A 24,889-nucleotide genomic window follows, 5' to 3' on the forward strand; every position below is an offset into this window, starting at 1 on the left:
CTATTCTACATACAATACATACAACACTCACCCTCTAAATGCTCTGAACATCTTGAAATCTTTTTATCAAACACAGAATGAACAATTCTTCATATCATCTTGTCGGACTCGAAGCACTCCCCGCTTATTGCCTTTTATTCAGGCATCATATAAATAGTGTTACTACCTTGCGATTTTGCCTGTTGCACAGCCTCCCCCATTTTCTGTAAAAGCTCATCTTCAGATAATACGGTGTTCGCTGCTTTATGAACAATACCAATACATGCCGTCAAAGATTCGGTAGAGTTTCCAGTTAGTTCTAAATTTTGTTGCGCAATTGCACATTTTAAACGCTCTGCAACGGTTAATACTGACCATTCTGTTGCATCAAACATCACCACCACAAAATTCGCAGAATTCATCCGAAAATACTTCGCATTATCTTGCGAAAGCTCTTCTGTTAAAATTTCTGCAACTTTTTCTAAAACTTTATCACCACAAGTATAACTATTAAATTGATTAAACTTTTTAAAGCTATCTAAATCAATTTTTAAAAACGAAATACGCTGTGTCATTAAGTCTAAATTTTCAGGATCAATTAAAAATTGTCCAAATGCGATTTTATTGGGTAAGCCTGTGACAGCATCTAAATATAAATGATCATGCAGTTTTTTATTATTGAGTAATAAAACATTTTCACGGCGTTTTAGACGAGTAATATCCGCACATACCACGACAACAGCAACGATTTCTCCATCTTGATCTCGAAGTGCCTTATAATAGGAGAGATAAAAATGGCCTCGACCATAAAACTCAAAATCGACTTCATTTTTGCCATTCTCAAACAATGGAATGACATCTAAAAACTGATGGTACACAAGTGTTGAAACACTTTTCAGTAATTTACCATTCAAATACAGTGCATCACTTTCATAAAAATCAGCAAACCCCTGATTTAAACCAAGAAAACGAGATTCTCTACTAAAAATTGCAACAGGTATAGGTAACTGAGCTAGAAAAGAAACCAATTCCATTTTTTCAGTTTTTTGAATTAAATCAAGAAATTGTTCATCTTGAATCATTACCTTAAAACCACTCTCAACATCAACTTTATTCATGACATTTCCTCACACCTATTTATTCAAGGAATTATCCTTTTCGCTGATCTCATCATTAATTTTTATATTAAGAATAGATTGATCGAAATGTGTAAATTTATAATCTTTATTGCATCGAATCTTTGAGTAAAAATAGCATAATTTTATTTTTATGAGAACAGGTTATCATTTTATAGTCTAGGATTTTCAATTACTTTATACAGATTGTAATCAATAATTTAAAAAAAAATCCATAATAAAATACTGTCAAAGCAATGTATTTCGAATAGATTAAAACAACAAAGACCTTATTTTTCTTCTTTAAAATAAGGTCTTTAGATACAAAAGATACGTTCTTAATGATTAAAAATGATATGATTTAAACAATCTACTCTCAATTTTTAAAATGCCACATCCATTTGTCTGATTTTTTTTATCAAAATAAGTATTAAAAGCTATCGGCTGGAATTCTTACCCAACCTTCCATCAAAACACGTGCGCTACGACTCATAATGGCTTTTTTGACTACCCATTGTCCATTTTCTTGCGAGGCTTGTGCACCAACACGTAATGTCCCTGATGGATGTCCAAAACGTACAGCTTCACGTTCATCACCACCTGCAGCCAAATTGACTAAAGTACCTGGAATTGCTGCTGCTGTACCAATCGCAACTGCTGCTGTACCCATCATGGCATGATGTAATTTGCCCATTGAAAGTGCACGCACCAATAAATCAACATCCGTTGTATTTACTTGTTTACCACTTGAAGATACATAGGCTTTTGGAGCAGATACAAAAGCCACTTTAGGTGTATGTTGGCGTGTTACTGCTTCACTTACATCTTTAATTAAACCCATTTTCAAAGCACCGTAAGCACGAATGGTTTCAAAACGAGCTAAGGCATCGACATCATTATTGATAGCATCTTGCAATTCAGTTCCCTGATAACCAATCTCTTCTGCATTTAAAAATACAGTCGGAATACCAGCATTGATCAGTGTAGCTTGAAATGTACCAATGCCAGGAACGTCAAGTGAATCAACGACATTACCTGTTGGAAACATTGCACCGCCATCTTCACCATCATCCGCTGGATCAAGAAATTCAATTTGTACTTCTGCCGCAGGGAATGTCACACCATCTAATTCAAAATCACCCGTTTCTTGTACCTGACCATTTGTCACAGGGACATGCGCAATAATGGTTTTTTGAATATTAGCTTGCCAAATACGTACAGTGCATAAACCATTTTCAGGAATGCGAGAGGCATCGACCATGCCATTACTAATTGCAAATGAACCGACTGCCGCTGTTAAGTTGCCACAGTTTCCGCTCCAATCGACAAATGCTTTATCGATGGATACTTGTCCAAATAGATAATCGACATCATGTTCAGGCTGACTGCTTTTAGACAATATTACAGTTTTACTTGTGCTTGAAGTCGCTGCCCCCATACCATCAATTTGCTTGCCGTAAGGATCTGGACTACCAATCACACGAAGTAGTAATTGATCTCGAGCTTGACCCGCAACTTGAGCCTGTTCAGGTAAGTCTTTTAAATTGAAAAATACGCCTTTACTCGTACCACCACGCATGTAAGTTGCCGGAATTTTAATTTGTGCAGCAAAGCTCATTGGTCTATATCCTTTAAATTCTCATTGTGATTCAATTTTTTTAACTCTCTTCTGTCAAATCACTCAGATTCAGCAGAAATGTCTTTCATTTCCTTTAAAACAGTATAAAACAGATCCTCATCAAAAAAATGAATTTAGATTCAATATTTTTTTACTTTAGTCTTAAAAAATTATTCTATTGTTTTTTAAAAGAATAGTTTTTTAAATCAATTTATGACCCATGCATTCAGTCGAACATAAGGGTGTACTACTAGGCTAAGTGTTACCAATCATTTACAATTATTAAATTCCATTAAAAAAAGAGCTGAATACTTTGAGCAACGAGTCTACAAATCTTCAGCGGGGACTTAAAAACCGGCATATCCAACTCATAGCCATGGGTGGCGCGATTGGTACCGGATTGTTTTTAGGATCCGCACAAGTCATTCAATCTGCAGGACCTTCTATTATTCTAGGTTATGCCATAGGTGGCTTAATTGCATTTCTCATTATGCGTCAATTGGGTGAAATGATTGTTGAAGAACCTGTCGCAGGTTCATTCAGTCATTTTGCCAATAAGTACTGGGGAAAATTCCCTGGTTTCTTAGCCGGTTGGAACTATTGGATTTTGTATGTTTTGGTTGCAATGACCGAATTGACAGCCGTTGCCAAATATATTCACTATTGGTGGCCGCAAATTCCTGCTTGGTCATCGGTATTGTTCTTTTTCATTGTCATTACCATTGTTAACTTGGGCAATGTGAAGTTTTATGGTGAATCTGAATTTTGGCTTGCCATTATTAAAGTTGCCGCTGTTGTTTCTATGATCGTGTTTGGTCTGTATTTGCTTTTAACAGCAGATGTTGGCTCAACTGCCTCATTTAGTAACTTATGGATGCATGGTGGTTTCTTTCCACATGGCTTTGATGGCTTATTCTATATGCTTGCCTTCTTGATGTTTGCCTTTGGTGGCATCGAGTTAATTGGTATGGCGGCAGCTGAAGCTGAAAATCCTGAAAAAACCATTCCGAAAGCGATTAACCAAGTGGTTTTTCGTATCTTGATTTTCTATGTCGGCTCATTAACCATTTTACTCTCGCTTGTACCATGGAATCAGCTCGATTTAGGTGGTCTAGATAAAAGCCCATTCGTAATGATTTTCAGCCAATTGGGTATTGGTTGGGCAGCGCACTTGTTAAACTTCATCATTTTAACAGCGGCACTTTCTGTTTATAACAGTGGCATGTATGCGAACAGTCGTATGTTATTTGGTTTGGCAAAACAAGGCAATGCACCGAAAGTCTTTGAAAAAGTGAATAAACATGGTGTGCCTATTCCTGCAGTATTGTTCTCAGCATTACTGATTTTTGGCTGTGTATTATTGAACTATTTTGTTCCAGAAGATGCTTTAAGCCATCTTATGTATATTGTGGTTGGTGCATTGGTCTTAAACTGGGCAATGATTAGTTTAACGCATTTGAAATTTAAACAAGCCATGGATAAATTAGGCAAAGTTTCTAAATTTCCTGCACTTTGGGCACCAATCAGCAACTATTTGGTATTGGCATTCATTTTGACTGTTTTGTACATTATGTGGACACAAGGCTTTAAAGAATCTGTAATCATGATTCCTATTTGGATTGTAGTAATGGCAGTTGTATTTAAACTACTGAATTCAAAAAAATAATAACGCTATAAATTTTATGAAAAAAAAGTTATTGCCTTGGCAATAACTTTTTTTTTATTTATTTTTGGGTTAAATTAGGTGTCCTTGCGCTCTTAGCTTAATTGGATAGAGCAGTTGCCTCCTAAGTGACCGGCGTGGGTTCGACTCCCGCAGAGCGCACCAAATCAATCAAACGATACAATAAAAATGTCTCTCTTAAAGTGCTGTCACGCCTCCATCTACCGCAATTGCCTGCCCTGTCATATAGGTATTTTGGGGTGAACATAGCATTAACATCACATCGATAATTTCATCTGACGTTGCCAAGCGTTTCATTGGCGAAGAGTTATTTAAAAATTCAATTTTATCAAATAGCTGACTTTCAGTAACTAAGGGGGTTTGCGTATAAAATGGGCAAATTGCATTGATTCGAATATTCTTTTTAGCATACTCCACAGCAGCCGTTTTCGTTAGTCCAATCACAGCATGCTTAGATGCTGAATAAGATGCCAATTTCGGTGCTGCACCCAATCCCGCAACAGACGACACATTTAAAATTACACCTGATAACTCAGACTTAATCATCGCTGAAAGTTGATGTTTCATCCCTAAAAATACACCTTTGGTATTTACATTCATGGCAAAGTCAAAATCAGCTTCTGAAATTTCATGAAAAGAACGCATCGGGGGACAAATACCTGCATTATTCACTGCAATATCCAATCGCCCCCATGTATCTAATGCTAATTGTACAAGCGCAACTTGATCTGTATTTTGACTCACATCACATACATTAAAAGCAACTTGAATATCTAACGCTGTCAGATCAGCAACCACTTTTTGAAGTGCTATTTGATTTACGTCACCTAAAATGAGCTTCGCACCTTGTTTGCCTAGTGCAAAAGCTAAAGCCGAACCTAGACCACTTCCCGCACCTGTAATAAGTGCAACTTGATCTTTAAATTTTTTATTAAAATCCATATATACTCAATCCATCACTATTCTAAAAATTATTTTAATGGAATTATGTTTTAATACTTATCATATTATGACAACATTAAATAATGTAATTAGTATTTTTATTTAATTAAAATTATTTTATTTTTCACTAAAACATTTAATACAAAGTAAACAGCTCAAAATATTTATCTAAAACAATAAAATCAATACAACATCCAAAAATAAAAAATCTTCAGGAAATAATAAAACAGCAACTCATTCAAAACAATATAGATTAACCATTAGCATAGTATAATTTAGAAAAAACGAAAATATACATTAAATAAAATTCATTTTTATTTTCTACAATTTTTTATATTTGCATTAAAAATATACAATATATCTTTTTTCAAAAAAACCAAAAAAAATATTGCAAAATTATGAATAATGGATAGATAAAGTTATATTTTTTATATATAAAATAATATATTACAATGCCTCCAACTTAAACAATATCGTTATAAAACTCAAGTAAAAAAGCAATAAATCTAGGTTTTCATAAAATAATTTACCAAGACCTATTATTAAGAACACATAAACACGCACATTACTTAAAATTATTGAACATAAAAACAAAAAAACGTCTTGTAATACTCATTGAACCATTCATTGAAAATATCGTTCAATTAGCAATTTTAGATGTAGATGAAACTTAATAAAAACTAACTTAATTTACGCTTTGAAAATGCTTAATAAAATTGATTTTAAATTTTGATTACACAAGACTCAGATAAAGATCGTTAAATGAACCAAATACTATTAAAATACGTAATTTAAACCAACACCAACAAAACAATATCAAATTAGTTCAACTTGAAATAAATCATCGAACTCATATTCTATTTACATACATCAGGAACACCTAAAGCCGTTTAGATTCAAGCAAAAGGTATTTTAAGATTTACTTATATTCATGATTTTTCTCCATTCTAAGAAACTGATCATGTAGCGCATATTAGTATTCCAACCTTTAATACTTCTCTATCTAAAAAATATGGAAGCAATATTAAATGGAGTCAAACTATTTATTATTTCTAAACAAAAAAATTTAGGATAGTCATAAATTTAAAGAAAATATTTAAAAAAATAAAATTGCTGTTATAGCAATTACAACACAACTATTAACTTTAACTAAAGAGTGTCCGCAAAATCGGTGAATATTCAGTACTAAAAATAAACGCTTCAGTTTACATTTTTTTTACTAAACCTTGCTCTAGAGTATTTACTCTTATTTTTTATATGATATTTTGTAAACAGAAGTAAATTACGTATTGGATTATGTAAAGCGTGTGTTATTTCAAATATACAAACAAGTGCTTCAAATTATTCATTTTATACATTTAGGGAAAGATTAGAATGAAATTAAAAACATTAACATTGGCTCTTCTTGCAACAACTATTCCGACAACTGGTGTTTTTGCTGCAGCATTAGATCGTTCAGGTCAATCTATTTCTGCTTTCTTACAACCAGACAACTATTTTGAAGCAGGTATTTCAATTTTAGATCCAACTGTTGAGGGTCAAGAAGCAGGTACATCACCTACACGTCGTGATATTAGTGACATGGGGGATGATTACTACTTCCCTTCAGCAGCAGTAAAACTACAAGTTACAGATAAATTTTCATTTGGTCTTCTTTACGATCAACCTTTTGGAGCAGATGCGGCATACAAAGGTAATAATGCATTCGTTTCAAATCCTGGTGTAGATACAATTTTACCTAAAACACAGCTTGACGCTCTAGCAGCGGCTGGTGTTGCTAAAGTTACAGCTTATATGCAATCTGATGCAGCCAAACAAGCGATTGGCGGCTTAATGCAGCAAGGTATGTCACAACAAGCCGCTACTCAAGCTGTTTTAGCAAAAGCAAGTGAGCCACTTGTTGCACTTAGTAAAGGGCTAGCTGATGCAAATGCTAATCTTGGTTCAGGTAGTACCGCAGTTGAAGTTGATACCCAAAATCTTTCAATGATTTTTGGCTTCCAACCAACAAAAAACTTTAACTTCTATGGTGGCGGTGTTTACCAAACGATCAAAGGAAATGTAAGCCTTCGTGGTACAGCGTACAGCTTATATAACGGTTATGACGCTAAAATTAAAGAAACAGGTGGCGTTGGTTGGTTAGCAGGTGCAGCATTTCAACTTCCTGAAATTGCCTTAAAAGCATCTGTCACGTATCGCTCTGAAATTGATCATGATGTAGATGCAGTAGAAAATTTAACTGTTGAAAAAGCACTAGATGCAAATCCTGCTGTATTAGGTGGCTTAGGTGTTACTCCAGCACAAATTGCAGCAATGAAATCTACTGGTGAAACTAAAATCACTACACCACAATCTGTAAATGTCGATTTCCAAACAGGAATCATGGCTAATACTGTTGCATTTGCAAACTTACGTTGGGTAAATTGGAAAGACTTCTCTATTCAACCATACAAATTTGGTAAGGTTTCAGAAGCAATTGGTGGCTTAGTGGGTCGTCCAAATGGCTTTAACCTTGTTGAATATTCAGATGATCAATACTCTGTCACTGCTGGTGTAGGCCGTAAAGTAAATGATCATTGGGCAGGTAACGTTTCTGTAGGTTGGGATTCTGGTGCAGGTAATCCTGTTTCGACTTTAGGTCCAACAGAAGGTTATTGGAACGTAGGTCTTGGTGTTCAGTATAGCCCTACTCCTGCAACATTCATTTCAGGTGGCGTTAAATACTTCTGGTTAGGCGATGCTAAAGCTCAAACTGGTGCTCAAGCAGGTGGTAGTGATTACGTTGCTGAGTTCAAAGACAACAATGCGCTCGCTTATGGCTTGAAACTTGGTTATAGATTCTAATTCTATACACTTCGTATAAAGTCTAAAAAGACCATGATTTATCATGGTCTTTTTTATTATTCTCATTTTTATTTTTGACTGTGTTTTAAAATCAACCAATTGAATGAAAACAAATAACTTTTAAAATTAAAATAATTACTCTAATTTAATTATGACAAGTTATTAATATACAAACATATTTATAGGCTATTTACTCTATTCAAGCTTTTTTTATACATCCTGAGTTCAAATTCTAAACAGCATCAAGCATTTACAGATTGTAAAATTGTGTTAACTTCCCTCCCTGTTTTAAAAAAGTAAGTCATATCAGGGAAATGCATCATGCAATTGACTAAGCTTCACACAGCTATTCTATTAGGTTTACTACCGACAACTTCCGTATTTGCTGCTGGTCTAGATCGTTCAGGGCAATCTATCCAAGCATTTTTACAGCCAGGTAATTATGCAGAAGCTGCAATTACAGTTATTGATCCTGACGTAAAAGGTCAAGCGATTAATCAACAAAATGTAAATGACATGGCAGATGATTACTACTTCCCATCAGCAGCAATTAAAGTTCAAGCGACTGATAAAATTTCTCTAGGCTTAATTTATGACCAACCTTATGGCGCTGATGCACAATACGGTTTAGAAAATCCAGTTTTCTCACAAAATGGACAGGGCACAAAAGTTGAGGTCAGAACTGAAAATCTAACAGGTTTAATCGGTTACCAACCAACTAAAAACTGGAATTTTTATGCAGGTCCTGTTTGGCAAACAGTAGAAGCTGACATTGCTTTACGTGGTATGGCTTATAAAAACTCAGGTTATAATATTAAAGTCGATAAAGAAGAAGCTTGGGGTTGGCTCGCAGGTGCGGCGTATCAAATTCCTGAAATCGCATTAAAGGCTGCTATCACTTATCGTTCTGAAATTGAACATAATGCAACAGCACATGAATCTTTTGGTTTAGGACTTTTAAAAGTACCAACATCGACTTTACAAGCTACCACACCTCAATCGGTAAATATTGATCTACAAACAGGCATTGCAAAAAATACACTTGCTTTTGCCAATATTCGCTGGGTACATTGGGATCAATTCGCTGTTACGCCAACAGCTTTAAAAGCTAAATCTGGTTTTAATCTTATCGATTACTCTGATGACCAATGGTCTGCAAATGTTGGTCTAGGTCATAAATTTAATGACAAATGGTCAGGCTCAGCACTTATCAGCTATGATACAGGTGCAGGCAACCCAGTCACTACACTTGGTCCAACAGAAGGCTATTGGGGCATCGGCTTAGGCGGTCAATTTAGCCCAGCAGAAAACTATTTTGTACAAGCAGGTGCCCGCTACATGTGGTTAGGCGATGCAAAAGCACAAACTGGTGGTACAGTTGTTGGTGAGTTTAACGACAATACAGCTTTAGCCTATACTTTAAAATTCGGTTATCGTTTCTAAAACTAAACGATGCAAGCAAAGTAAAAAAGGCACGTAATGTGCCTTTTTTACTTTAATCAAAATATTAAGCTGGAATATCTCGGTTCGATGCATTACGAATTGCTTCTTTTAATGCTGCATAACCATGAATAGGTGGGAATTGAGGAAATTCTGCAATCACATTATCTGGTGCATCAAATAAGAAACTAGCATCTGCTTCACCAAGCATTGTGGTGTCATTATAAGAGTCACCTGCCGCAATCACACGGAAATTCAAACCATGTAATGCTTGTACTGCTTTGCGTTTCTGATCAGGTTGGCGAAGTTTATAAGCAGTAATCACACCATTTTCATCGGTTTCAAGTTTATGACAGAAAATGGTTGGCCAACCCAATTGTTTCATGAGTGGATGTGCGAACTCATAAAAAGTATCGGATAAAATAATCAATTGAAAATGTGTACTCACCCACTCTACAAATTCTTTTGCACCTTCAAATGGTCCCATATCCGCAATCACGGCTTGAATATCGTTTAAACCCAAACCATGCTGTTTGAGAATATTTAAACGCTGAGTCATTAAAACATCGTAGTCTGGAATATCACGCGTTGTTGCTTCTAGCTCTTTAATTCCTGTTTTTTTTGCAAAATTGATCCAAATTTCTGGCACTAAAACGCCTTCAAGATCTAGACATACGACTTCCATGAATCATTCCTCTGTTTTATTAATAAAATTCAAACTATCATAGCTTATGTTTACAACATTTCCTCGCTCTTTATTAATTCCATTTTTTTCATAACTAATTAATTTTTAGTGATAAGTCAAACTTATGAATTCTAGTAAAATAGTTATAAAATTATTTAATATAGGTTTCATAGTTCCAAGCCTATAGCCAGGACAGATATGACAACAATCCCTACTATTGATCTAGTTGATGCACTTGCTGCTGAATATCTAGATCAGTCCCCAATGGACATTTTAAAACTTGCACTTAGCCAATCAGGTGATGTAGCAATCTCATTTTCAGGTGCTGAAGATGTGGTCTTAATTGATATGGCTGCAAATTTGGGTAAACCTTTCCGTGTATTTAGCTTAGATACAGGTCGTCTACATCCTGAAACTTATCAATTTATTGAAACTGTGCGTAAGCATTATAAAATTGATATTGAAATTTGCTATCCAGAAACGGAAGCCGTGCAAAATTTTGTCAAAGAAAAAGGCTTATTTAGCTTTTTTGAGGATGGTCATCAACAATGCTGTGGCATTCGAAAAGTCCAACCCTTACGTAAAAAATTAGCAACACTCGATGGTTGGATTACAGGTCAACGTAAAGATCAAAGTCCAGGAACACGTAATGAAATTCCTGTGGTTCAAGCAGATGTAGGATTTTCAGGTCCAAATAAGCAACTCATTAAATACAATCCACTTGCTAATTGGACTAGTGCTGATGTATGGAACTACATCCGTATGATGGAGATTCCTTATAATTCATTACATGAACGAGGCTTTATTTCAATTGGTTGCGAACCTTGTACACGTGCTGTTTTACCGAATCAACATGAGCGTGAAGGTCGTTGGTGGTGGGAAGAAGCAACACACAAAGAATGTGGTTTACACGCAGGAAATCTAAAGAAATAATAATAAAAGCCACTCATTTTGTAGTGGCTTTTCATTGTGACGCAGCATTTCAAAAAAATTTAGATATCTCGTAAAAAAAGCTCTATACTCAAAAACTGATTTGATAATTCTAAAAATCCAGCACTCAGACAAGAGCGGCTGTTGTATTTGCAGTGAGGCAACCAAAAAACCATGCGCCCATTACACCCGATCGATTTCATCTTTCTAAACTTAGAAAAACGCCAACAACCCATGCATGTGGGTGGTCTATTTTTATTTCAGATTCCTGAACATGCACCGTCGACTTTTATTCAAGACCTTGTTGCAGATATTCGAAACTCGAAAAGTATCCCTGTTCCACCCTTCAATAACCGCCTCAATGGTTTTTTTTGGGATGAAGATGAAGAATTTGATATAGACCATCATTTCCGTCATATTGCGTTACCACATCCTGGTCGTATTCGTGAATTGCTTATCTATATTTCTCAAGAACATAGTTCACTCATTGACCGAGCAAAACCCCTGTGGACCTGTCATATTATTGAAGGCATAGAAGGCAACCGCTTTGCTATGTATTTCAAAATACATCATGCCATGATTGATGGTGTAGCAGGCATGCGCTTATTAGAGAAATCCTTTTCTAAAGATCTAAACTCAAAAACGATCGTTCCACCTTGGTGTATTGAAGGTAAACGTGCAAAACGCTTAAAACAAACGCGATTAGGTAAAATTAAAAATATTCTGTCCACCATTAAAGGACAGCTTGAAGTTGCACCTACTGTGACCCAAGAATTATTTAAAACTGTCTTTACAGAAATGGGCAAAAATCCAGATTATGTTTCAAGTTTTCAGGCACCAAGCAGTTTATTTAATCAGCGTGTAAGTTCATCACGACGTTTTGCGGCACAGTCTTTTGATTTGGGTCGCTTTAGAGCGATTTCCCAAGCACTTGGTGTAACCATTAATGATGTTGTTCTTGCTGTTTGCTCAGGTGCATTACGTGATTATTTGATCACTCAAGATGCCCTACCTAAAAAACCCTTAATTGCGATGGTTCCTGCATCATTACGTGATGATGACTCAGATATGAGTAATCGAATTACCATGATCTTAGCCAACTTAGGTACTCATAAAGAAGAACCACTTGAACGCCTAGAAATTATCAAACGTAGTGTACAAAACTCCAAAACACGCTTTAAACGCATGAGTTCTAATCAAATCTTAAATTATAGTGCATTTATATATGGTGCCGCAGGTTTAAATATTGCTTCAGGCTTAATGCCAAAACGCCAAGCTTTTAACGTGATTATTTCTAATGTTCCAGGACCACGCGAACCGTTATATTGGAATGGTGCAAAATTAGATGCCATATATCCTGCATCTATTGTTCTAGATGGACAAGCACTTAACATCACAATGACAAGTTATATGGATAAACTAGAAGTCGGACTAACAGGCTGCCGTAAAACATTGCCTAAAATGCAAACTTTACTCACACACCTAGAACAAGAAATTCAACGTTTTGAACAATTGATTCAAGTCACTCAACCTATACAAGCTAAAATTATTAATGTTCCTGCAACTGAAAAAGTAAAATCTGAATCTGTTAAGAAAGCATCTATTCCTAAAAAATCTGCTGAAATTGAGTTGCCGAAAAAGCAAGTTTCAGCAAAAAACGATATGGAAGAAAATGCAACTTTGAATAAGACTGAAATTGAACAAACTAAACCAATTTAGATTTTTTATTTTTTAAATATGAACTTATTTTATAAATTTTAGATCAAAAAATTAAGGGGCTTTAAATGAGCCCCTTAATTTTTCACGCTACGACATTGTTTTAATAATTGATGACACACTGAAACAACCATATCTTTAGTGATATGCACTTCTCGTCCTTTATCATCTAACATCACACATGTATTCTTTGCTTGATTTTCAAGGACATGCTGCAAACCGCGCGTTATCATTTTTTCTGTTACATTCATTTTTGACCTCACTTGCTCAGACAATTTTACTTTTGTCTTTGGCTACCTAGATGTTATTAGTATTGTAAAATCAGCAACGAATGTAAAATTTCAGATGTAACAAGTGTTTAACGATATCCTGTTACAATTTCAACTTAAAATGATATCGTACTGCTCTTGAGTATATAAATTTTCGACTTGGAACTTAATCACACGCTGAATAAAATGTTCTAAATCAGCCACTGCTGTTGCTTCCGCAGTCAATAAACGATCGATCACGGAAGGATGAGCAACAACGGTGAAGCCACTTTGCGACTCATAAGCACGCGTATAACGTAAAATCTCACGAAATATTTCATAACAAATCGATTCTGCCGTTTTAACAAAACCACGCCCCTGACAAGTCGGGCAAGATTCACATAATAAGTGTTCCAATGATTCTCGTGTACGCTTACGGGTCATTTCAACCAAGCCCAACTCTGAAACTTGGGTAATTTTAGTCTTTGCATGATCACGCTCAAGCATTTTTTCAAACTGGCACATGACTTCATCACGATGAACAGCTTCCTGCATATCAATGAAATCAATAATAATGATTCCACCTAAATTACGCAGACGCAGTTGACGTGCAATGACGAGCGTTGCTTCCATGTTGGTTTTGAACACCGTATCTTCAAGTGTTCTTCCCCCCACATATGAACCCGTGTTCACATCAATCGTGGTCATGGCTTCGGTTTGGTCAATCATCAGATAACCACCTGACTTCAACGCAACTCGTGTTTGTAATGCTTTTTGAATATCTTCTTCGACATTATATAAATCAAAAATAGGACGCTCGCCAGGATAATGACTTAAACGTTCCTTCATATTGGGTACAAAAACATCGACAAATTCTTTTAATTTACTATGAATTTCACGAGAATCGACTAAAATTTTTGCGGTTTCATCATTGGCAAGATCACGAATTACGCGCTGTGGCAGTGGCAATTCTTCAAAAATGAGTGAAGGTACAACCACGCTTCTCTGTCTACTTTGGATATATTCCCAAAGTTTCGCAAGGTATGCCATATCTTGAGCAATTGCTTCTTCTTCAATTCCTTCTGCTGCAGTACGCACAATCACAGAGCCAGGTAATTTATGCTGTGTTTGAATCCGTTCAATCATCGAACGTAAGCGGTCACGTTCAACTTCTGACTCAATTCGCTGTGAAACACCTATATGATGACCAAAAGGCATGAGTACCAAATAACGCGAAGGAATAGAAAGGTCTGTACTTAAACGAGCCCCTTTCGTTCCTAACATGTCTTTCATGACCTGAACCGTCAAAATTTGACCTGGTTGCAGAAGTTCGAAAACATTTGGTGTTGGTTGGTTTTTTGGCCACACCATATCATTGATGTGTAAAAAAGCAGTTCGAGATAAACCAATATCGACAAAAGCCGCTTGCATGCCTGGAAGCACACGCACAACCTTCCCCTTATAGACATTGCCTACAAGACCACGTTTGGCAGCACGTTCAACAAATAACTCATTGACCGTCCCATTTTGAATTAAAGCCACACGACATTCCATAGGTGTGACATTAATCAGTAATTCGTCAGACATAACAAAACTCAAAACATTATCAAATTTTTTTGAGGCAATTAATGCTGCGTGTTAACCGCCCGAAATAACTGCATCGTCTCATATAAAGGCAGACCAACGACGTTGCTATAACTGCCCTCTATACGAGGAATATATTGTGCTGCAATACCTTGGATTGCATATCCACCGGCTTTGCCAATCGGTTCACCTGTTGCCCAGTAATCTTCCATATCGCTGAGACTTAATTTTTGAAATTCAACCAATGTACGCACGACAATTTGATGTTTCTGGTGAGCATTTGCTACACAAACGCCAGTCAAAACTTGATGTTTACGCCCAGATAACAATGACCAAATATCAAAAGCATGTTGCTTAGATTCAGGTTTTCCAATGATGATACCATCAATCATGAGTGTCGTATCGGCGGCAATAACACAAGCATCTACATATTGTGATAAAACTGCTCTCGCCTTTGACTGAGCAAGCCTTTGCACATATTGATCAGCTTGTTCATTCGGCAACACAGATTCGTCAATATCTGGGCTATGGATATCAAAAACCAATCCCAATTGCTGTAATAACTCTCTACGTCGAGGTGAACTCGATGCTAATATTAAATTCGCCATTTCTTTAACAAATAGTACTGAATTGGCCAAAATAAAAGACTACCTAACAGCGGTTGCCAATGTCGTGCAATTGAAAAATGTACACCCATTATTGCTTGCACAAACAATAAAATTACCAAGTATGCTAGCAAGGCTAAAGTTGCAATAATCCATAAATTACTAAAAGTCAGTACACGTCTTTCTCTTATAAAATAACGAGAGAAAAAACAAATAATAACAAAACTCAGTGCGTTTATGCCAAGTGGCGCTCCAAGTAATAAGTCGGTAAATAACCCCATCGTAAAGGAAAACCATACCCCACACCATGTTGGTTGACAGAGCACCCAAAATAAAGTGATTAGTACCATAAATGCAGGACGCCATCCTGCAACGGCATAAGACAATGGATAAACCGTTAGAATAGAGGCAATCACAACTGAAATCACGATCACAAACAAAGGATCGCGATTCTTCTTTTCTTGAGGCAATCTCTTAGCGATCAACATTTGGCTGCTCCATCGCTAAAGAATCTGAAAACAACACCACGACATGATGACCACCCGCGAGTTGCGCTGCTGGTTTAACATCAATTTGTGCAAACTCACCCGTATTATGGCGCATCACTTTAGATACAGTCCCTACTAAATAACCTGCAGGAAAATGCTGTCCTAGACCTGAGCTATAGACCTTATCACCGACTTTAATATTGGCACTTGTCGGTACATATTCCATCTTCAATCGCCCTAAATCACCCGTACCCGTGACAATTGCACGCATACCCGAACTTTCTAAACGAACTGACAATGAATGTTCTTTATCCGACAGCAACATCACTCGACTACTGTGAGGGTAAACATTAATAATTTGCCCCATGATCCCTTGATCATCAAGTACGGTCTGACCGACTCGTAATTGACTACTCGAACCACGGTTAATAATAATGATATGGCGTAATGGATCAGCATCTGTTCCAATCACCTCTGCAATTTCCATACGACCATCAATAATCAATGGTGTATTGAGGAGACCACGTAAACGGGTATTTTCTGCTGAGAGTTCAGAAAGTTTTTGCAAGCGCACCTGTGCCTGAAGGAGCTCAGCCTGCATTGCCGTATTTTCACGACGCAACTGTGCTTCAGACTTGGTTTGCTGATTCAGCCATTCTTTCGACAACACCGGGTAGCTTGCAAGGGCATAAATTGGATTATATGCCGCATACAAAACTTCTCTTGCAGGTTTCACAACGCTTGAAAAGCGCCAATCAATAAAAAGCACCACAAAGCATGTGATCACTGCAAGAATGAAGGAGCGAAAAGATGGCGGTTGTCTTGAAAAGAGATTCGGTTGCACCGCCCGTCCTTAGCTTATTAGCCTACAAAAAGCATATCGTGGTTTGGATTATCGAAGAACTCGAGAACTTTACCACCACCACGTGTTACACAAGTCAACGGCTCTTCTGCAACCACAACAGGTAACCCTGTTTCTTGTGAAAGCAATTTGTCGAGGTTACGAAGCAATGCACCACCACCTGTCAATACAATACCACGCTCTGCGATATCTGAAGATAACTCAGGTGGTGTTTGTTCTAATGCAGATTTTACTGCAGAAACAATACTTTGTAATGGATCAGAAATTGCTTGTGAAATTTCATCAGAGGTGACAGTAATCGCACGTGGTACACCTTCTGCAAGGTTACGACCACGAACTTCAATCTCAAGCGGTTTTGCACCCACTTCAGGTAAAGCCATACCCACTTCTTTTTTAATGTTTTCAGCAGTTGTCTCGCCAATTACACAACCATGCGCTTTACGCACATAATTGATAATTTGCTCATCAAATACATCACCACCAATACGAAGCGAGTCCGCATAGACACAACCCTGCAATGAAATAATCGCAATTTCAGTTGTACCACCACCAACATCTACCACCATTGAACCACATGCTTGTTCTACAGGCATGCCTGCACCAATTGCAGCAGCCATTGGCTCTTCAATCAGGCGAACATCTCGTGCACCCGCATTAAATACCGCTTCTCGAATCGCACGGCGTTCAACAAGTGTTGATTTGCATGGTACACAAACCACAACACGTGGTGCAGGTGGAAATAAGCGTTTTTCATGCACTTTACTAATAAATTGATTTAACATAGTTTCAGTGACTTCGAAATCTGCAATCACACCATCCTTCATTGGACGGATTGCAGAAATATTTGCAGGTGTACGACCAAGCATTTGCTTAGCGTCTAGACCTACGGCTGCAACAATTTTCTGCGAACCACTGTGACGAATCGCCACAACTGTTGGTTCATTTAATATAATGCCCCTTCCTGGTGCATAAATAAGTGTATTTGCAGTACCTAAATCAATGGCAAGATCTGGCGAAAACAAGCCAATTAGTCGTTTTAGAATCACAGGTCGTTCTCAGTTTAAACTTTATATGGACGCAAGATGGCAACTTTAACTAAATGTGATGCTTTGGACAAGTCAATCGCTTATTATAAAGCACTATATTTTGAATTTTTTTAATACTGATCAGGTGAGAAACATGTCAACTTCAGATGCACAGCAATCTGCCGAGTTAAATGCACAAACTGTTTCAGCTATCGCCAATCTGGCTCGACTGGAGCTAAATGAGGCGCAATCTGCTGAATATGCTCAAAGTTTAAACAAGATTTTGGGGATGATGGAAAGCTTAAAAGGTATTGATACTGATGGTGTTGAGCCATTGAAAAGCCCATTTGATAATCCTCAACCACTTCGTGCAGACCGCGTGTCTGAAAATAATCAGCGTGATACATATCAGGCAGTAGCTCCTGCTATTCAGGATGGTTACTACCTCGTCCCTCGCGTGATTGAATAATATTTAATCGGTTTAACCTTTTTAAAAATTAACGTAAAGAATTGTACCCATGACTGATTTACATCGTTTATCGATTCGTGAAATGACTGAGGGCTTAAACTCAGCTCAATTTTCGTCACGCGAATTAACGCAGCACTATTTAAACCGTATTGCTCATATTGACACACAAGTTCATTCTTATATTACCGTAACTGCTGAGCAAGCTTTGGCACAAGCTGATGCTGCTGATGTAGTGCTTAAAGCAGGTAATGCTCCTGTTTTAACAGGTGTGCCAATTGCCCACAAAGATATTTTTTGTACGCAAGGCATTAAAACCACTGCGGGTTCCAAAATCTTAGATAATTTTATCTCTCCTTATGATGCAACTGTCGTTGCTAAAGGCAAAGTTGCTGGTCTAGTCACTTTGGGTAAAGTGAATATGGACGAATTCGCAATGGGTTCGACCTCTGAAAATTCATTCTATGGCGCAACGGCTAATCCATGGAATTTATCTCATGTTCCAGGTGGCTCTTCAGGTGGTTCTGCGGCAGCTGTAGCCGCTGATCTTGCACCATTTGCAACAGGTACAGATACAGGTGGTTCGATTCGTCAACCTGCATCTTTTTGTGGTCTTACAGGCTTAAAACCGACGTATGGTCGTGTTTCTCGCTTTGGTATGATTGCTTATGCATCATCATTGGATCAGGGTGGTCCAATGGCACGTTCAGCAGAGGACTGTGCTTATTTGATGAATGTTATGGCAGGTCACGATGCAAAAGATTCAACTTCAGTTGAAAAAGACGTCGACAACTATGTGACAAACTTAAACGCTACATCGGTTAAAGGCTTACGCATTGGTATTCCTAAGCAATACTTCAATGTTGCAGGTTTAGATGCTGACGTTAAAGCACGTGTTGAAGAATCTCTGAGAAAATTGGAAGAGATGGGCGCAACATTGGTTGAGATTGACCTCAACATGACTGAAAGCTATGTTCCAACGTATTACCTAATTGCCCCTGCTGAAGCATCTTCAAACCTACAGCGTTATGACGGTGTGCGTTATGGCTACCGTTGTGAAAATCCTGTCGATTTGACTGATTTGTACAAGCGTTCACGTTCGGAAGGTTTTGGTAAAGAAGTTCAGCAACGTATCCTCATTGGTACGTATGCACTTTCTGCTGGTTATTACGATGCGTACTATGTGAAAGCACAAAAAGTACGTCGTTTAATCCAACAAGATTTCTTAAAAGCCTTTGAATCTGTTGATGTGATTGCAGCACCATCTTCGCCAACTACAGCGTACAAAATCGGTGCAAATTTAAGCCCGACTGAAATGTATTTGGGCGACATTTACACTCTTGCTGTGAACTTAGCAGGTCTTCCTGCGATCAACGCACCTGTTGGTTTTGACCATAACAACTTGCCTGTGGGCTTACAGTTGATTGGTAATTATTGGTCAGAGTCTCAATTGTTGTCTGTGGTACATCAATATCAACAAGCAACGGATTGGCATACGAAACGTGCGGCAATTGCTGAGGAGAATGCATAATGGCTCAAGCTCAAAAGAAACCTAAATCTTTATTGATTCATGGTTGGGAAGTCGTTATTGGTATCGAAATCCATACGCAACTTGCAACAAATTCTAAAATTTTCTCAGGTTCTTCAACAGAATTTGGTCAAGACCCAAATACACAAGCGAGCCTTGTCGATTTGGCAATGCCAGGCGCACTTCCTGTTTTAAACAAAGAAGTGGTTGATCTTGCGATTCGATTTGGTTTAGGCATTGATGCTTACATTGACCAAGCTTCTATATTTGCACGTAAAAACTATTTCTACCCTGATTCGCCAAAAGGCTACCAAATCAGTCAAATGGACAATCCCATTGTTGGTTTGGGTCATATCGATATTCAACTTGAAGATGGCACTGTAAAACGTATTGGCGTGACACGTGCGCACCTTGAGGAAGATGCAGGTAAATCGGTTCATGACCAATTTGAAGGCATGTCAGGCATCGATTTAAACCGTGCAGGCACACCGCTTCTTGAAATTGTTTCTGAGCCTGATATGCGTTCGGTTGAAGAAGCGGTTGCTTATATCAAGTCTATTCACACATTAGTGCGTTGGTTAGGTATTTCTGACGGTAACATGGCGGAAGGTTCATTCCGTTGTGACTGTAACGTGTCTTTGCGTCAACCGGGTGATGAGTTCGGTACACGTTGTGAGTTGAAAAACCTCAACTCGTTCCGTTTCATTGAGCAAGCGATCAATGTTGAAATTGAACGTCAAATGGATATTTTGGAAGATGGCGGTAAGATCGACCAAGAAACCCGTTTATTTGATCCTGTGAAGATGGAAACTCGTTCAATGCGCTCGAAAGAGGAAGCGAACGATTACCGTTATTTCCCTGATCCTGACTTGTTGCCTGTAATCATTGCTGATGCGCAAATTGAAGCAGCGCGTGCTGAGTTGCCTGAGTTACCGAAAGCTCGTCGTGCTCGTTTTATCGCTGACTTTGGCGTGACTGAGTACGACGCTCACGTTTTAACTTTGACTCGTGAGCTTTCTGAGTTTTATGAAGATGTGGTGAAAGCTGCTGGCGGTGCTGCGCAAGGTAAAGTGTCTGCAAACTGGGTGATGGGTGAATTCTCTGGTGCTTTAAACAAAGCGAGCCTAGAACTCCAAGACTCTCCTGTATCGAGTGAAAAATTGGGCGGTATGATTGCTCGTATTGTTGATAACACGATTAGCGGTAAGATTGCGAAGCAAGTGTTCGGCTTTATGTGGGATGAAGGCAAAACTGCGGACGAAATTATTGCGGAAAAAGGCTTGAAACAGGAAACTGATACAGGTGCGATTGAAGCAATTATTAAGGAAGTTCTTGCTGCCAACGAGAAGATGGTTGAAGAGTTTAAAGCAGGTAAAGAAAAAGCCTTTAATGGTCTTGTTGGTCAAGTGATGAAAGCGTCTAAAGGAAAAGCCAACCCTGCTCAAGTAAATGAATTGATGAAAAAATTGCTTGGTTGATTTATTCGCTAATTATTTGATTTCATGTTATAAAAACCTCACAAATGTGGGGTTTCTTATTAATACCTAACTCAATACGTTAAAATAGTTGAAAAACATGAAAATACGTTGTCGTTCTTGTAGTCACTCAGAAACGCTAAACAAAGAATTAATTGTTACTCTACTTGGTGGTGCAGTGGCAGGATTTGGTTTTTGGGCATGGGTTTCATTCCTATTCGCAGGAACTGGGTTCGCAATGCCAATATGTATTGCACTTGTAGTAGGTGGCCCTGCATTAGTCATAAAATACGGTGATGAAATTGTCGAATGGCTTGCTAAACATGGCTATACATGTAAAAAATGTGGTGCTAACGATTGGATGGCTTTAACTGAAGAAGCAAACCAACAGTTAGATGATAAAATGATCAATATAAATTTAACTACTACAACAGCACAGGGATACAACTCGATAGATATTTTAAAAGAAAATTTTAATACTTTATATCCGTCGTTGATTTTCACAAAACGAGCATTAAAAAATATTTCTAATTTAAATAAAAATAATCAGAATCAACTTGAAAGAATATTTGGACAATTACAATACACCTCGGAAGTGCTCGCACTTGATAATAAAGTTTCTGGGACTGACGTTATAGAATTAGGATTAGAGTTTTTAGATTCCGTTCTTTATATTCAAAAAGAACTTTCATCTTTTTTAATTATATCAATTGCTGTTAAAAATACATCTTCTGAAATAGATTATATTAAGGAAAACTATTAGGAATAGATCGGGTTTAAATATATAGAAATGAGAAACTTATAATAATTTTCTCATTTTAAATTCCTATGCTTTTTTCAATATGATGTGATCCATTTACTGGTAATAACCACCTTAAAAACTACACCCTTCTCTTATTCTCAACCTCTACCCAACCACCATGCAACTTCACAATGGACTGAACAATCGACAAACCTAAACCACCCGTTTGCGCTTTTTTATGACGAATGCCATCCACCTGATAAAACCGATCAAGCAGATGCGCCAAATGCTGTTTACCTATAAGCGTATTTGTATCAATACACCTGCTTTAGCTTAATATTCTGTAACTCAAACAAGAGGGATCACTCCCCTCTCACCACACCTAATTTATTCCAAAGATCAGGTGTTAAAAAAGTCACCACCAACTTATTTAAATCGATATATTTCACCACACCATTTAACTGCTGTTTAATCTCAGGAGTTTTCAAAATTTCTTCACCTGTAATACTCCCTAGCTCCTGAAAACTCTCACCAACAGCTTGCAAACCTTCTGCCTTAATCACTGCTTGTGCTTGTGTAGAACACTGTTCCGTTAAAATTCGCTGTAAAGTCTGCGCTAAATTTTTATCTAAAGCCGTTTTTTGCTCAGGCGTTACATTGCTAAAAGCTTTCAATTCAGGATGCTGTGCCAATGCAGTAAATGTCCATTGTAACACTGTGGTTTTATCTGCTGCGGTGGTCGATTTCACCAAACATTCACTGAGCTGATTGACTGCCTGCCCTGCATTAGCAAATTGAGTCGTACCCAACACACCTGCAACCATCAACACGGATGATGCCAAACGAGAAAATTTAAAACGCATAGATACAAAAGCCGACATGGGCAAAGCTCCAAATAAAAATCAGCTTAGTTGTATCACATCGCAATTTTAGCGCTGTTATAACTCTGTAAAAAAGTCTTCATCATTCACTTTTCAAATACAGCATTCGTACAGATCATGCTATTTTTGAATCACACTATTTTTCAGAAGAACAATAATGATTGACCTCTCACGCTTAGCTTTCGTCAATTCATCTTTAGCCAAGTTAGGTCTAAGCACACTATTTACACTGTCAGCAACATTATTCAGTACACAGATTTTTGCAGAGATCAAAACATTTAACCCGCAGTTCCCACAATTTTCAGAGAATGCAATTGAACGTAAAAAATCTAACCGTTTCTATTCATTGGGCGATGCAACATTTTCACATGGCATCAAAATTCCTGCCTATGGTGTAACGGTACAAAACCCGATGGATGATGGATTACTCAAAGACAGTGAACCATGTACGAAAAAAACCTGTAATTTTAATTTCACACTCAAAGCACAAGATGCGACACAACTTAAACTGATCGAATTACCGAGCATTGGTTATGTACTTATTCCACGCCATTGGACAGATATTTCTGCGGGAGCAGGGGCAAATGGTACAGGTTCAGCACTGATCATGAGCCCAAATCAAAAAGAGGCGATTACATTGTATAATTCATCGGTATGTGCAGGTTGTGGTTACCCAAATGCAAGTCTGTATTTTCCACAATTACTCAAACAAAGCTTGGAATATGAATATGGTGGCGTGCAAGATCGCAATAAAAAGTTAACATTGGTTTATCCATTAAAAACGACTGCATTTTTTAGTTATCAAATTCCCAATATCAGTGGGAAAACGCATGGTGTTGCCAAGTATATAGATGATGGTGATTTCAATTTTGTAAACATTCACCTGACCTTAGAACAACAAAATCAACACTTAGCTACCCCTATTTTAAATTTTTACAATGCAACGCATTAATCTCATATTTAATATTTTTTTCAATCCTATTTTGTATGGCTTTTTTTCATAATACTTACACCTAAATCACTCATCTCTATGCTGTCACATGCAAAGGCTTGGTTGTATAATTCATTTGAAATCTTGGCTGATTTCATCCCTTTTCATCTGAGTACATCATGTCCAAAACTTTGGCAACGCTGATTGGCTTTAGCGCCATTTTACAATGGTCTGCAATTGTAGGTTTACTAAAAAAAATCAGTTTTAGTATAGGTGCTGATTTGGCAGTTACTTGTATGTATAGCTTCAGTGCTGTCATTTTGTTGTTGATATTCCGAATCCCCAATTTAAAGCTGATTCCGAAACCTTATCTGATCTTTGCCACGCTTTTGTTTGTGGTGTATGAGCTATGTTTTTCTTATGCCATTGCTTTAGCACAATCTGCACAGCAAGCCATTGAAATTAGTTTGGTCAATTATTTATGGCCAAGTATGACCATCATTGCACTTATTTTATTTAAAGAAGTCAAATTCAATCCTTTTGTAATTATCGGTTTAGCGGTCAGTTTAGGCGGAATTGTGCTGATTCAAACAGGCAATGGTCATTTCAGTTGGACAACGATTTTTAGTAATATTCAACAAAATCCTGTGAGTTATCTTTTAGCCTTTGCAGGTGCATTGTTATGGTCACTATATTGTGTTATTACCCGTAAATACAGTCAGGGGCATAACCCAATTGCACTGTTTTTCTTAGTGATCACTATCGTGCTGTGGGCAAAAATGTTGCTTTTACATGGTGTTCCTGAATTTCCGAGCATTGAACCAGATATTCTCATTTATATGCTGTTGCTTTCAGTCGTCACAGCACTCGGTTACGCTGCTTGGAATATCGGGATTATTCAAGGTAATATTGCCATTTTGGTGGCTTTGTCGTATTTCAGCCCCATTTTTTCAACACTTATTTCTATGACTATTTTACAAACAAGTTTACCTATCGAATTTTGGCATGGCGTATTGTTGGTGACAGGTGGCTCTTTAATTTGTTGGGTATCGACCAATTGGCAACAAATCAAAGAACGTATATTTCCCGTAGCTTAAAAAT

General features: G+C 37.4%; 22 protein-coding genes, 1 tRNA gene and 1 pseudogene. 12 read left to right on the forward strand and 12 right to left on the reverse strand.

What is annotated here, in order from left to right:
• Positions 1-134: 134 nt before the first annotated feature.
• Positions 135-1,097, reverse strand: a complete 963-nt coding sequence (locus ACK1JC_RS07695) for a GGDEF domain-containing protein (protein WP_409511277.1) — start codon at positions 1,095-1,097, stop codon at positions 135-137.
• A 427-nt stretch (positions 1,098-1,524) separates the two neighbouring features.
• Complete coding sequence (gene prpF / locus ACK1JC_RS07700) at positions 1,525-2,712, reverse strand: 2-methylaconitate cis-trans isomerase PrpF (RefSeq protein WP_409511278.1); 1,188 nt, start codon at positions 2,710-2,712, stop codon at positions 1,525-1,527.
• Positions 2,713-3,025: 313 nt separating this feature from the next.
• On the opposite strand from prpF, the gene ACK1JC_RS07705 reads away from it, so the two are divergent.
• On the forward strand, positions 3,026-4,378 hold the full coding sequence (locus tag ACK1JC_RS07705; protein ID WP_409511279.1) for an amino acid permease: 1,353 nt from the start codon (positions 3,026-3,028) through the stop codon (positions 4,376-4,378).
• Positions 4,379-4,464: 86 nt separating this feature from the next.
• Positions 4,465-4,540 (forward strand) — tRNA-Arg (locus tag ACK1JC_RS07710).
• Between the two features lie 33 nt (positions 4,541-4,573).
• Here the strand turns inward: ACK1JC_RS07710 and ACK1JC_RS07715 are convergent.
• Entirely contained in the window at positions 4,574-5,338 is a 765-nt protein-coding gene (locus ACK1JC_RS07715; protein WP_409511280.1) for an SDR family NAD(P)-dependent oxidoreductase, read from the reverse strand.
• Between the two features lie 1,374 nt (positions 5,339-6,712).
• Here ACK1JC_RS07715 and ACK1JC_RS07720 point away from each other — a divergent pair.
• Both ACK1JC_RS07720 and ACK1JC_RS07725 read left to right on the forward strand, forming a co-directional pair.
• The gene (locus ACK1JC_RS07720; RefSeq protein ID WP_409511281.1) at positions 6,713-8,182 is read left to right on the forward strand and encodes a long-chain fatty acid transporter; all 1,470 of its coding nucleotides are present in this window, start codon (positions 6,713-6,715) and stop codon (positions 8,180-8,182) included.
• A 321-nt stretch (positions 8,183-8,503) separates the two neighbouring features.
• Positions 8,504-9,625 carry an OmpP1/FadL family transporter gene (locus ACK1JC_RS07725; RefSeq protein WP_409511282.1) on the forward strand — a complete coding sequence of 374 codons (1,122 nt, stop codon included), beginning with the start codon at positions 8,504-8,506 and terminating at the stop codon, positions 9,623-9,625.
• Positions 9,626-9,689: 64 nt separating this feature from the next.
• Here ACK1JC_RS07725 and thrH read toward each other — a convergent pair whose 3' ends face one another.
• Positions 9,690-10,307 carry a bifunctional phosphoserine phosphatase/homoserine phosphotransferase ThrH gene (gene thrH, locus ACK1JC_RS07730; RefSeq protein WP_409511283.1) on the reverse strand — a complete coding sequence of 206 codons (618 nt, stop codon included), beginning with the start codon at positions 10,305-10,307 and terminating at the stop codon, positions 9,690-9,692.
• Positions 10,308-10,505: 198 nt separating this feature from the next.
• Here thrH and ACK1JC_RS07735 point away from each other — a divergent pair, with 198 nt between their 5' ends.
• On the forward strand, positions 10,506-11,240 hold the full coding sequence (locus ACK1JC_RS07735) for a phosphoadenylyl-sulfate reductase (protein WP_409511284.1): 735 nt from the start codon (positions 10,506-10,508) through the stop codon (positions 11,238-11,240).
• Positions 11,241-11,411: 171 nt separating this feature from the next.
• Positions 11,412-12,767: pseudogene (locus tag ACK1JC_RS07740) on the forward strand (WS/DGAT/MGAT family O-acyltransferase); the annotation flags it as partial.
• A gap of 263 nt (positions 12,768-13,030) precedes the next feature.
• Here the strand turns inward: ACK1JC_RS07740 and ACK1JC_RS07745 are convergent.
• The 6 genes from ACK1JC_RS07745 to ACK1JC_RS07770 all read right to left on the reverse strand — a co-directional run bounded on the left by ACK1JC_RS07745 (position 13,031) and on the right by ACK1JC_RS07770 (position 17,786).
• Positions 13,031-13,204, reverse strand: coding sequence for a PA1571 family protein (locus tag ACK1JC_RS07745; RefSeq protein ID WP_409511285.1), 174 nt, complete (start codon positions 13,202-13,204; stop codon positions 13,031-13,033).
• A gap of 129 nt (positions 13,205-13,333) precedes the next feature.
• A complete protein-coding gene (gene rng, locus ACK1JC_RS07750; protein WP_409511286.1) occupies positions 13,334-14,788 on the reverse strand; it encodes a ribonuclease G in 1,455 nt (484 codons plus the stop codon).
• Between the two features lie 38 nt (positions 14,789-14,826).
• Positions 14,827-15,393 (reverse strand): Maf family nucleotide pyrophosphatase, encoded by a 567-nt coding sequence (locus ACK1JC_RS07755; protein WP_409511287.1) that lies wholly within the window; start codon positions 15,391-15,393, stop codon positions 14,827-14,829.
• Positions 15,381-15,878 carry a rod shape-determining protein MreD gene (gene mreD, locus ACK1JC_RS07760; protein WP_409511288.1) on the reverse strand — a complete coding sequence of 166 codons (498 nt, stop codon included), beginning with the start codon at positions 15,876-15,878 and terminating at the stop codon, positions 15,381-15,383. The genes ACK1JC_RS07755 and mreD overlap by 13 nt, the downstream gene beginning before the upstream one ends.
• Positions 15,865-16,722 (reverse strand): rod shape-determining protein MreC, encoded by an 858-nt coding sequence (mreC, locus tag ACK1JC_RS07765; RefSeq protein ID WP_409511289.1) that lies wholly within the window; start codon positions 16,720-16,722, stop codon positions 15,865-15,867. Before mreC ends, mreD begins: the two co-directional genes overlap by 14 nt.
• Before the next feature lie 17 nt (positions 16,723-16,739).
• A complete protein-coding gene (locus ACK1JC_RS07770; protein WP_409511290.1) occupies positions 16,740-17,786 on the reverse strand; it encodes a rod shape-determining protein in 1,047 nt (348 codons plus the stop codon).
• A gap of 133 nt (positions 17,787-17,919) precedes the next feature.
• Between ACK1JC_RS07770 and gatC the strand changes: the two genes are divergently transcribed.
• The 4 genes from gatC to ACK1JC_RS07790 all read left to right on the forward strand — a co-directional run bounded on the left by gatC (position 17,920) and on the right by ACK1JC_RS07790 (position 21,997).
• The gene (gatC, locus tag ACK1JC_RS07775; RefSeq protein WP_409511291.1) at positions 17,920-18,234 is read left to right on the forward strand and encodes an Asp-tRNA(Asn)/Glu-tRNA(Gln) amidotransferase subunit GatC; all 315 of its coding nucleotides are present in this window, start codon (positions 17,920-17,922) and stop codon (positions 18,232-18,234) included.
• Positions 18,235-18,283: 49 nt separating this feature from the next.
• Entirely contained in the window at positions 18,284-19,762 is a 1,479-nt protein-coding gene (gatA, locus tag ACK1JC_RS07780) for an Asp-tRNA(Asn)/Glu-tRNA(Gln) amidotransferase subunit GatA (RefSeq protein WP_409511292.1), read from the forward strand.
• Entirely contained in the window at positions 19,762-21,237 is a 1,476-nt protein-coding gene (gene gatB / locus ACK1JC_RS07785; protein WP_409511293.1) for an Asp-tRNA(Asn)/Glu-tRNA(Gln) amidotransferase subunit GatB, read from the forward strand. Before gatA ends, gatB begins: the two co-directional genes overlap by 1 nt.
• Positions 21,238-21,334: 97 nt before the next feature.
• Positions 21,335-21,997 carry a hypothetical protein gene (locus ACK1JC_RS07790; protein ID WP_409511294.1) on the forward strand — a complete coding sequence of 221 codons (663 nt, stop codon included), beginning with the start codon at positions 21,335-21,337 and terminating at the stop codon, positions 21,995-21,997.
• A 118-nt stretch (positions 21,998-22,115) separates the two neighbouring features.
• On the opposite strand, the gene ACK1JC_RS07795 is transcribed toward ACK1JC_RS07790, so the two are convergent.
• Both ACK1JC_RS07795 and ACK1JC_RS07800 read right to left on the reverse strand, forming a co-directional pair.
• Positions 22,116-22,295, reverse strand: a complete 180-nt coding sequence (locus tag ACK1JC_RS07795; RefSeq protein ID WP_409511338.1) for an ATP-binding protein — start codon at positions 22,293-22,295, stop codon at positions 22,116-22,118.
• 43 nt (positions 22,296-22,338) lie between these two features.
• The gene (locus tag ACK1JC_RS07800) at positions 22,339-22,857 is read right to left on the reverse strand and encodes a hypothetical protein (RefSeq protein ID WP_409511295.1); all 519 of its coding nucleotides are present in this window, start codon (positions 22,855-22,857) and stop codon (positions 22,339-22,341) included.
• Positions 22,858-23,014: 157 nt separating this feature from the next.
• On the opposite strand from ACK1JC_RS07800, the gene ACK1JC_RS07805 reads away from it, so the two are divergent.
• Both ACK1JC_RS07805 and yddG read left to right on the forward strand, forming a co-directional pair.
• Complete coding sequence (locus tag ACK1JC_RS07805; RefSeq protein WP_409511296.1) at positions 23,015-23,809, forward strand: DUF4850 domain-containing protein; 795 nt, start codon at positions 23,015-23,017, stop codon at positions 23,807-23,809.
• A 158-nt stretch (positions 23,810-23,967) separates the two neighbouring features.
• Positions 23,968-24,885: an aromatic amino acid DMT transporter YddG gene (yddG, locus tag ACK1JC_RS07810; protein ID WP_409511297.1), complete on the forward strand. Its 918-nt coding sequence runs from the start codon at positions 23,968-23,970 to the stop codon at positions 24,883-24,885.
• Positions 24,886-24,889 lie beyond the last annotated feature (4 nt).

The sequence above is a fragment of the Acinetobacter sp. TY2 genome, from assembly GCF_046269225.1.
Lineage (GTDB): Bacteria > Pseudomonadota > Gammaproteobacteria > Pseudomonadales > Moraxellaceae > Acinetobacter.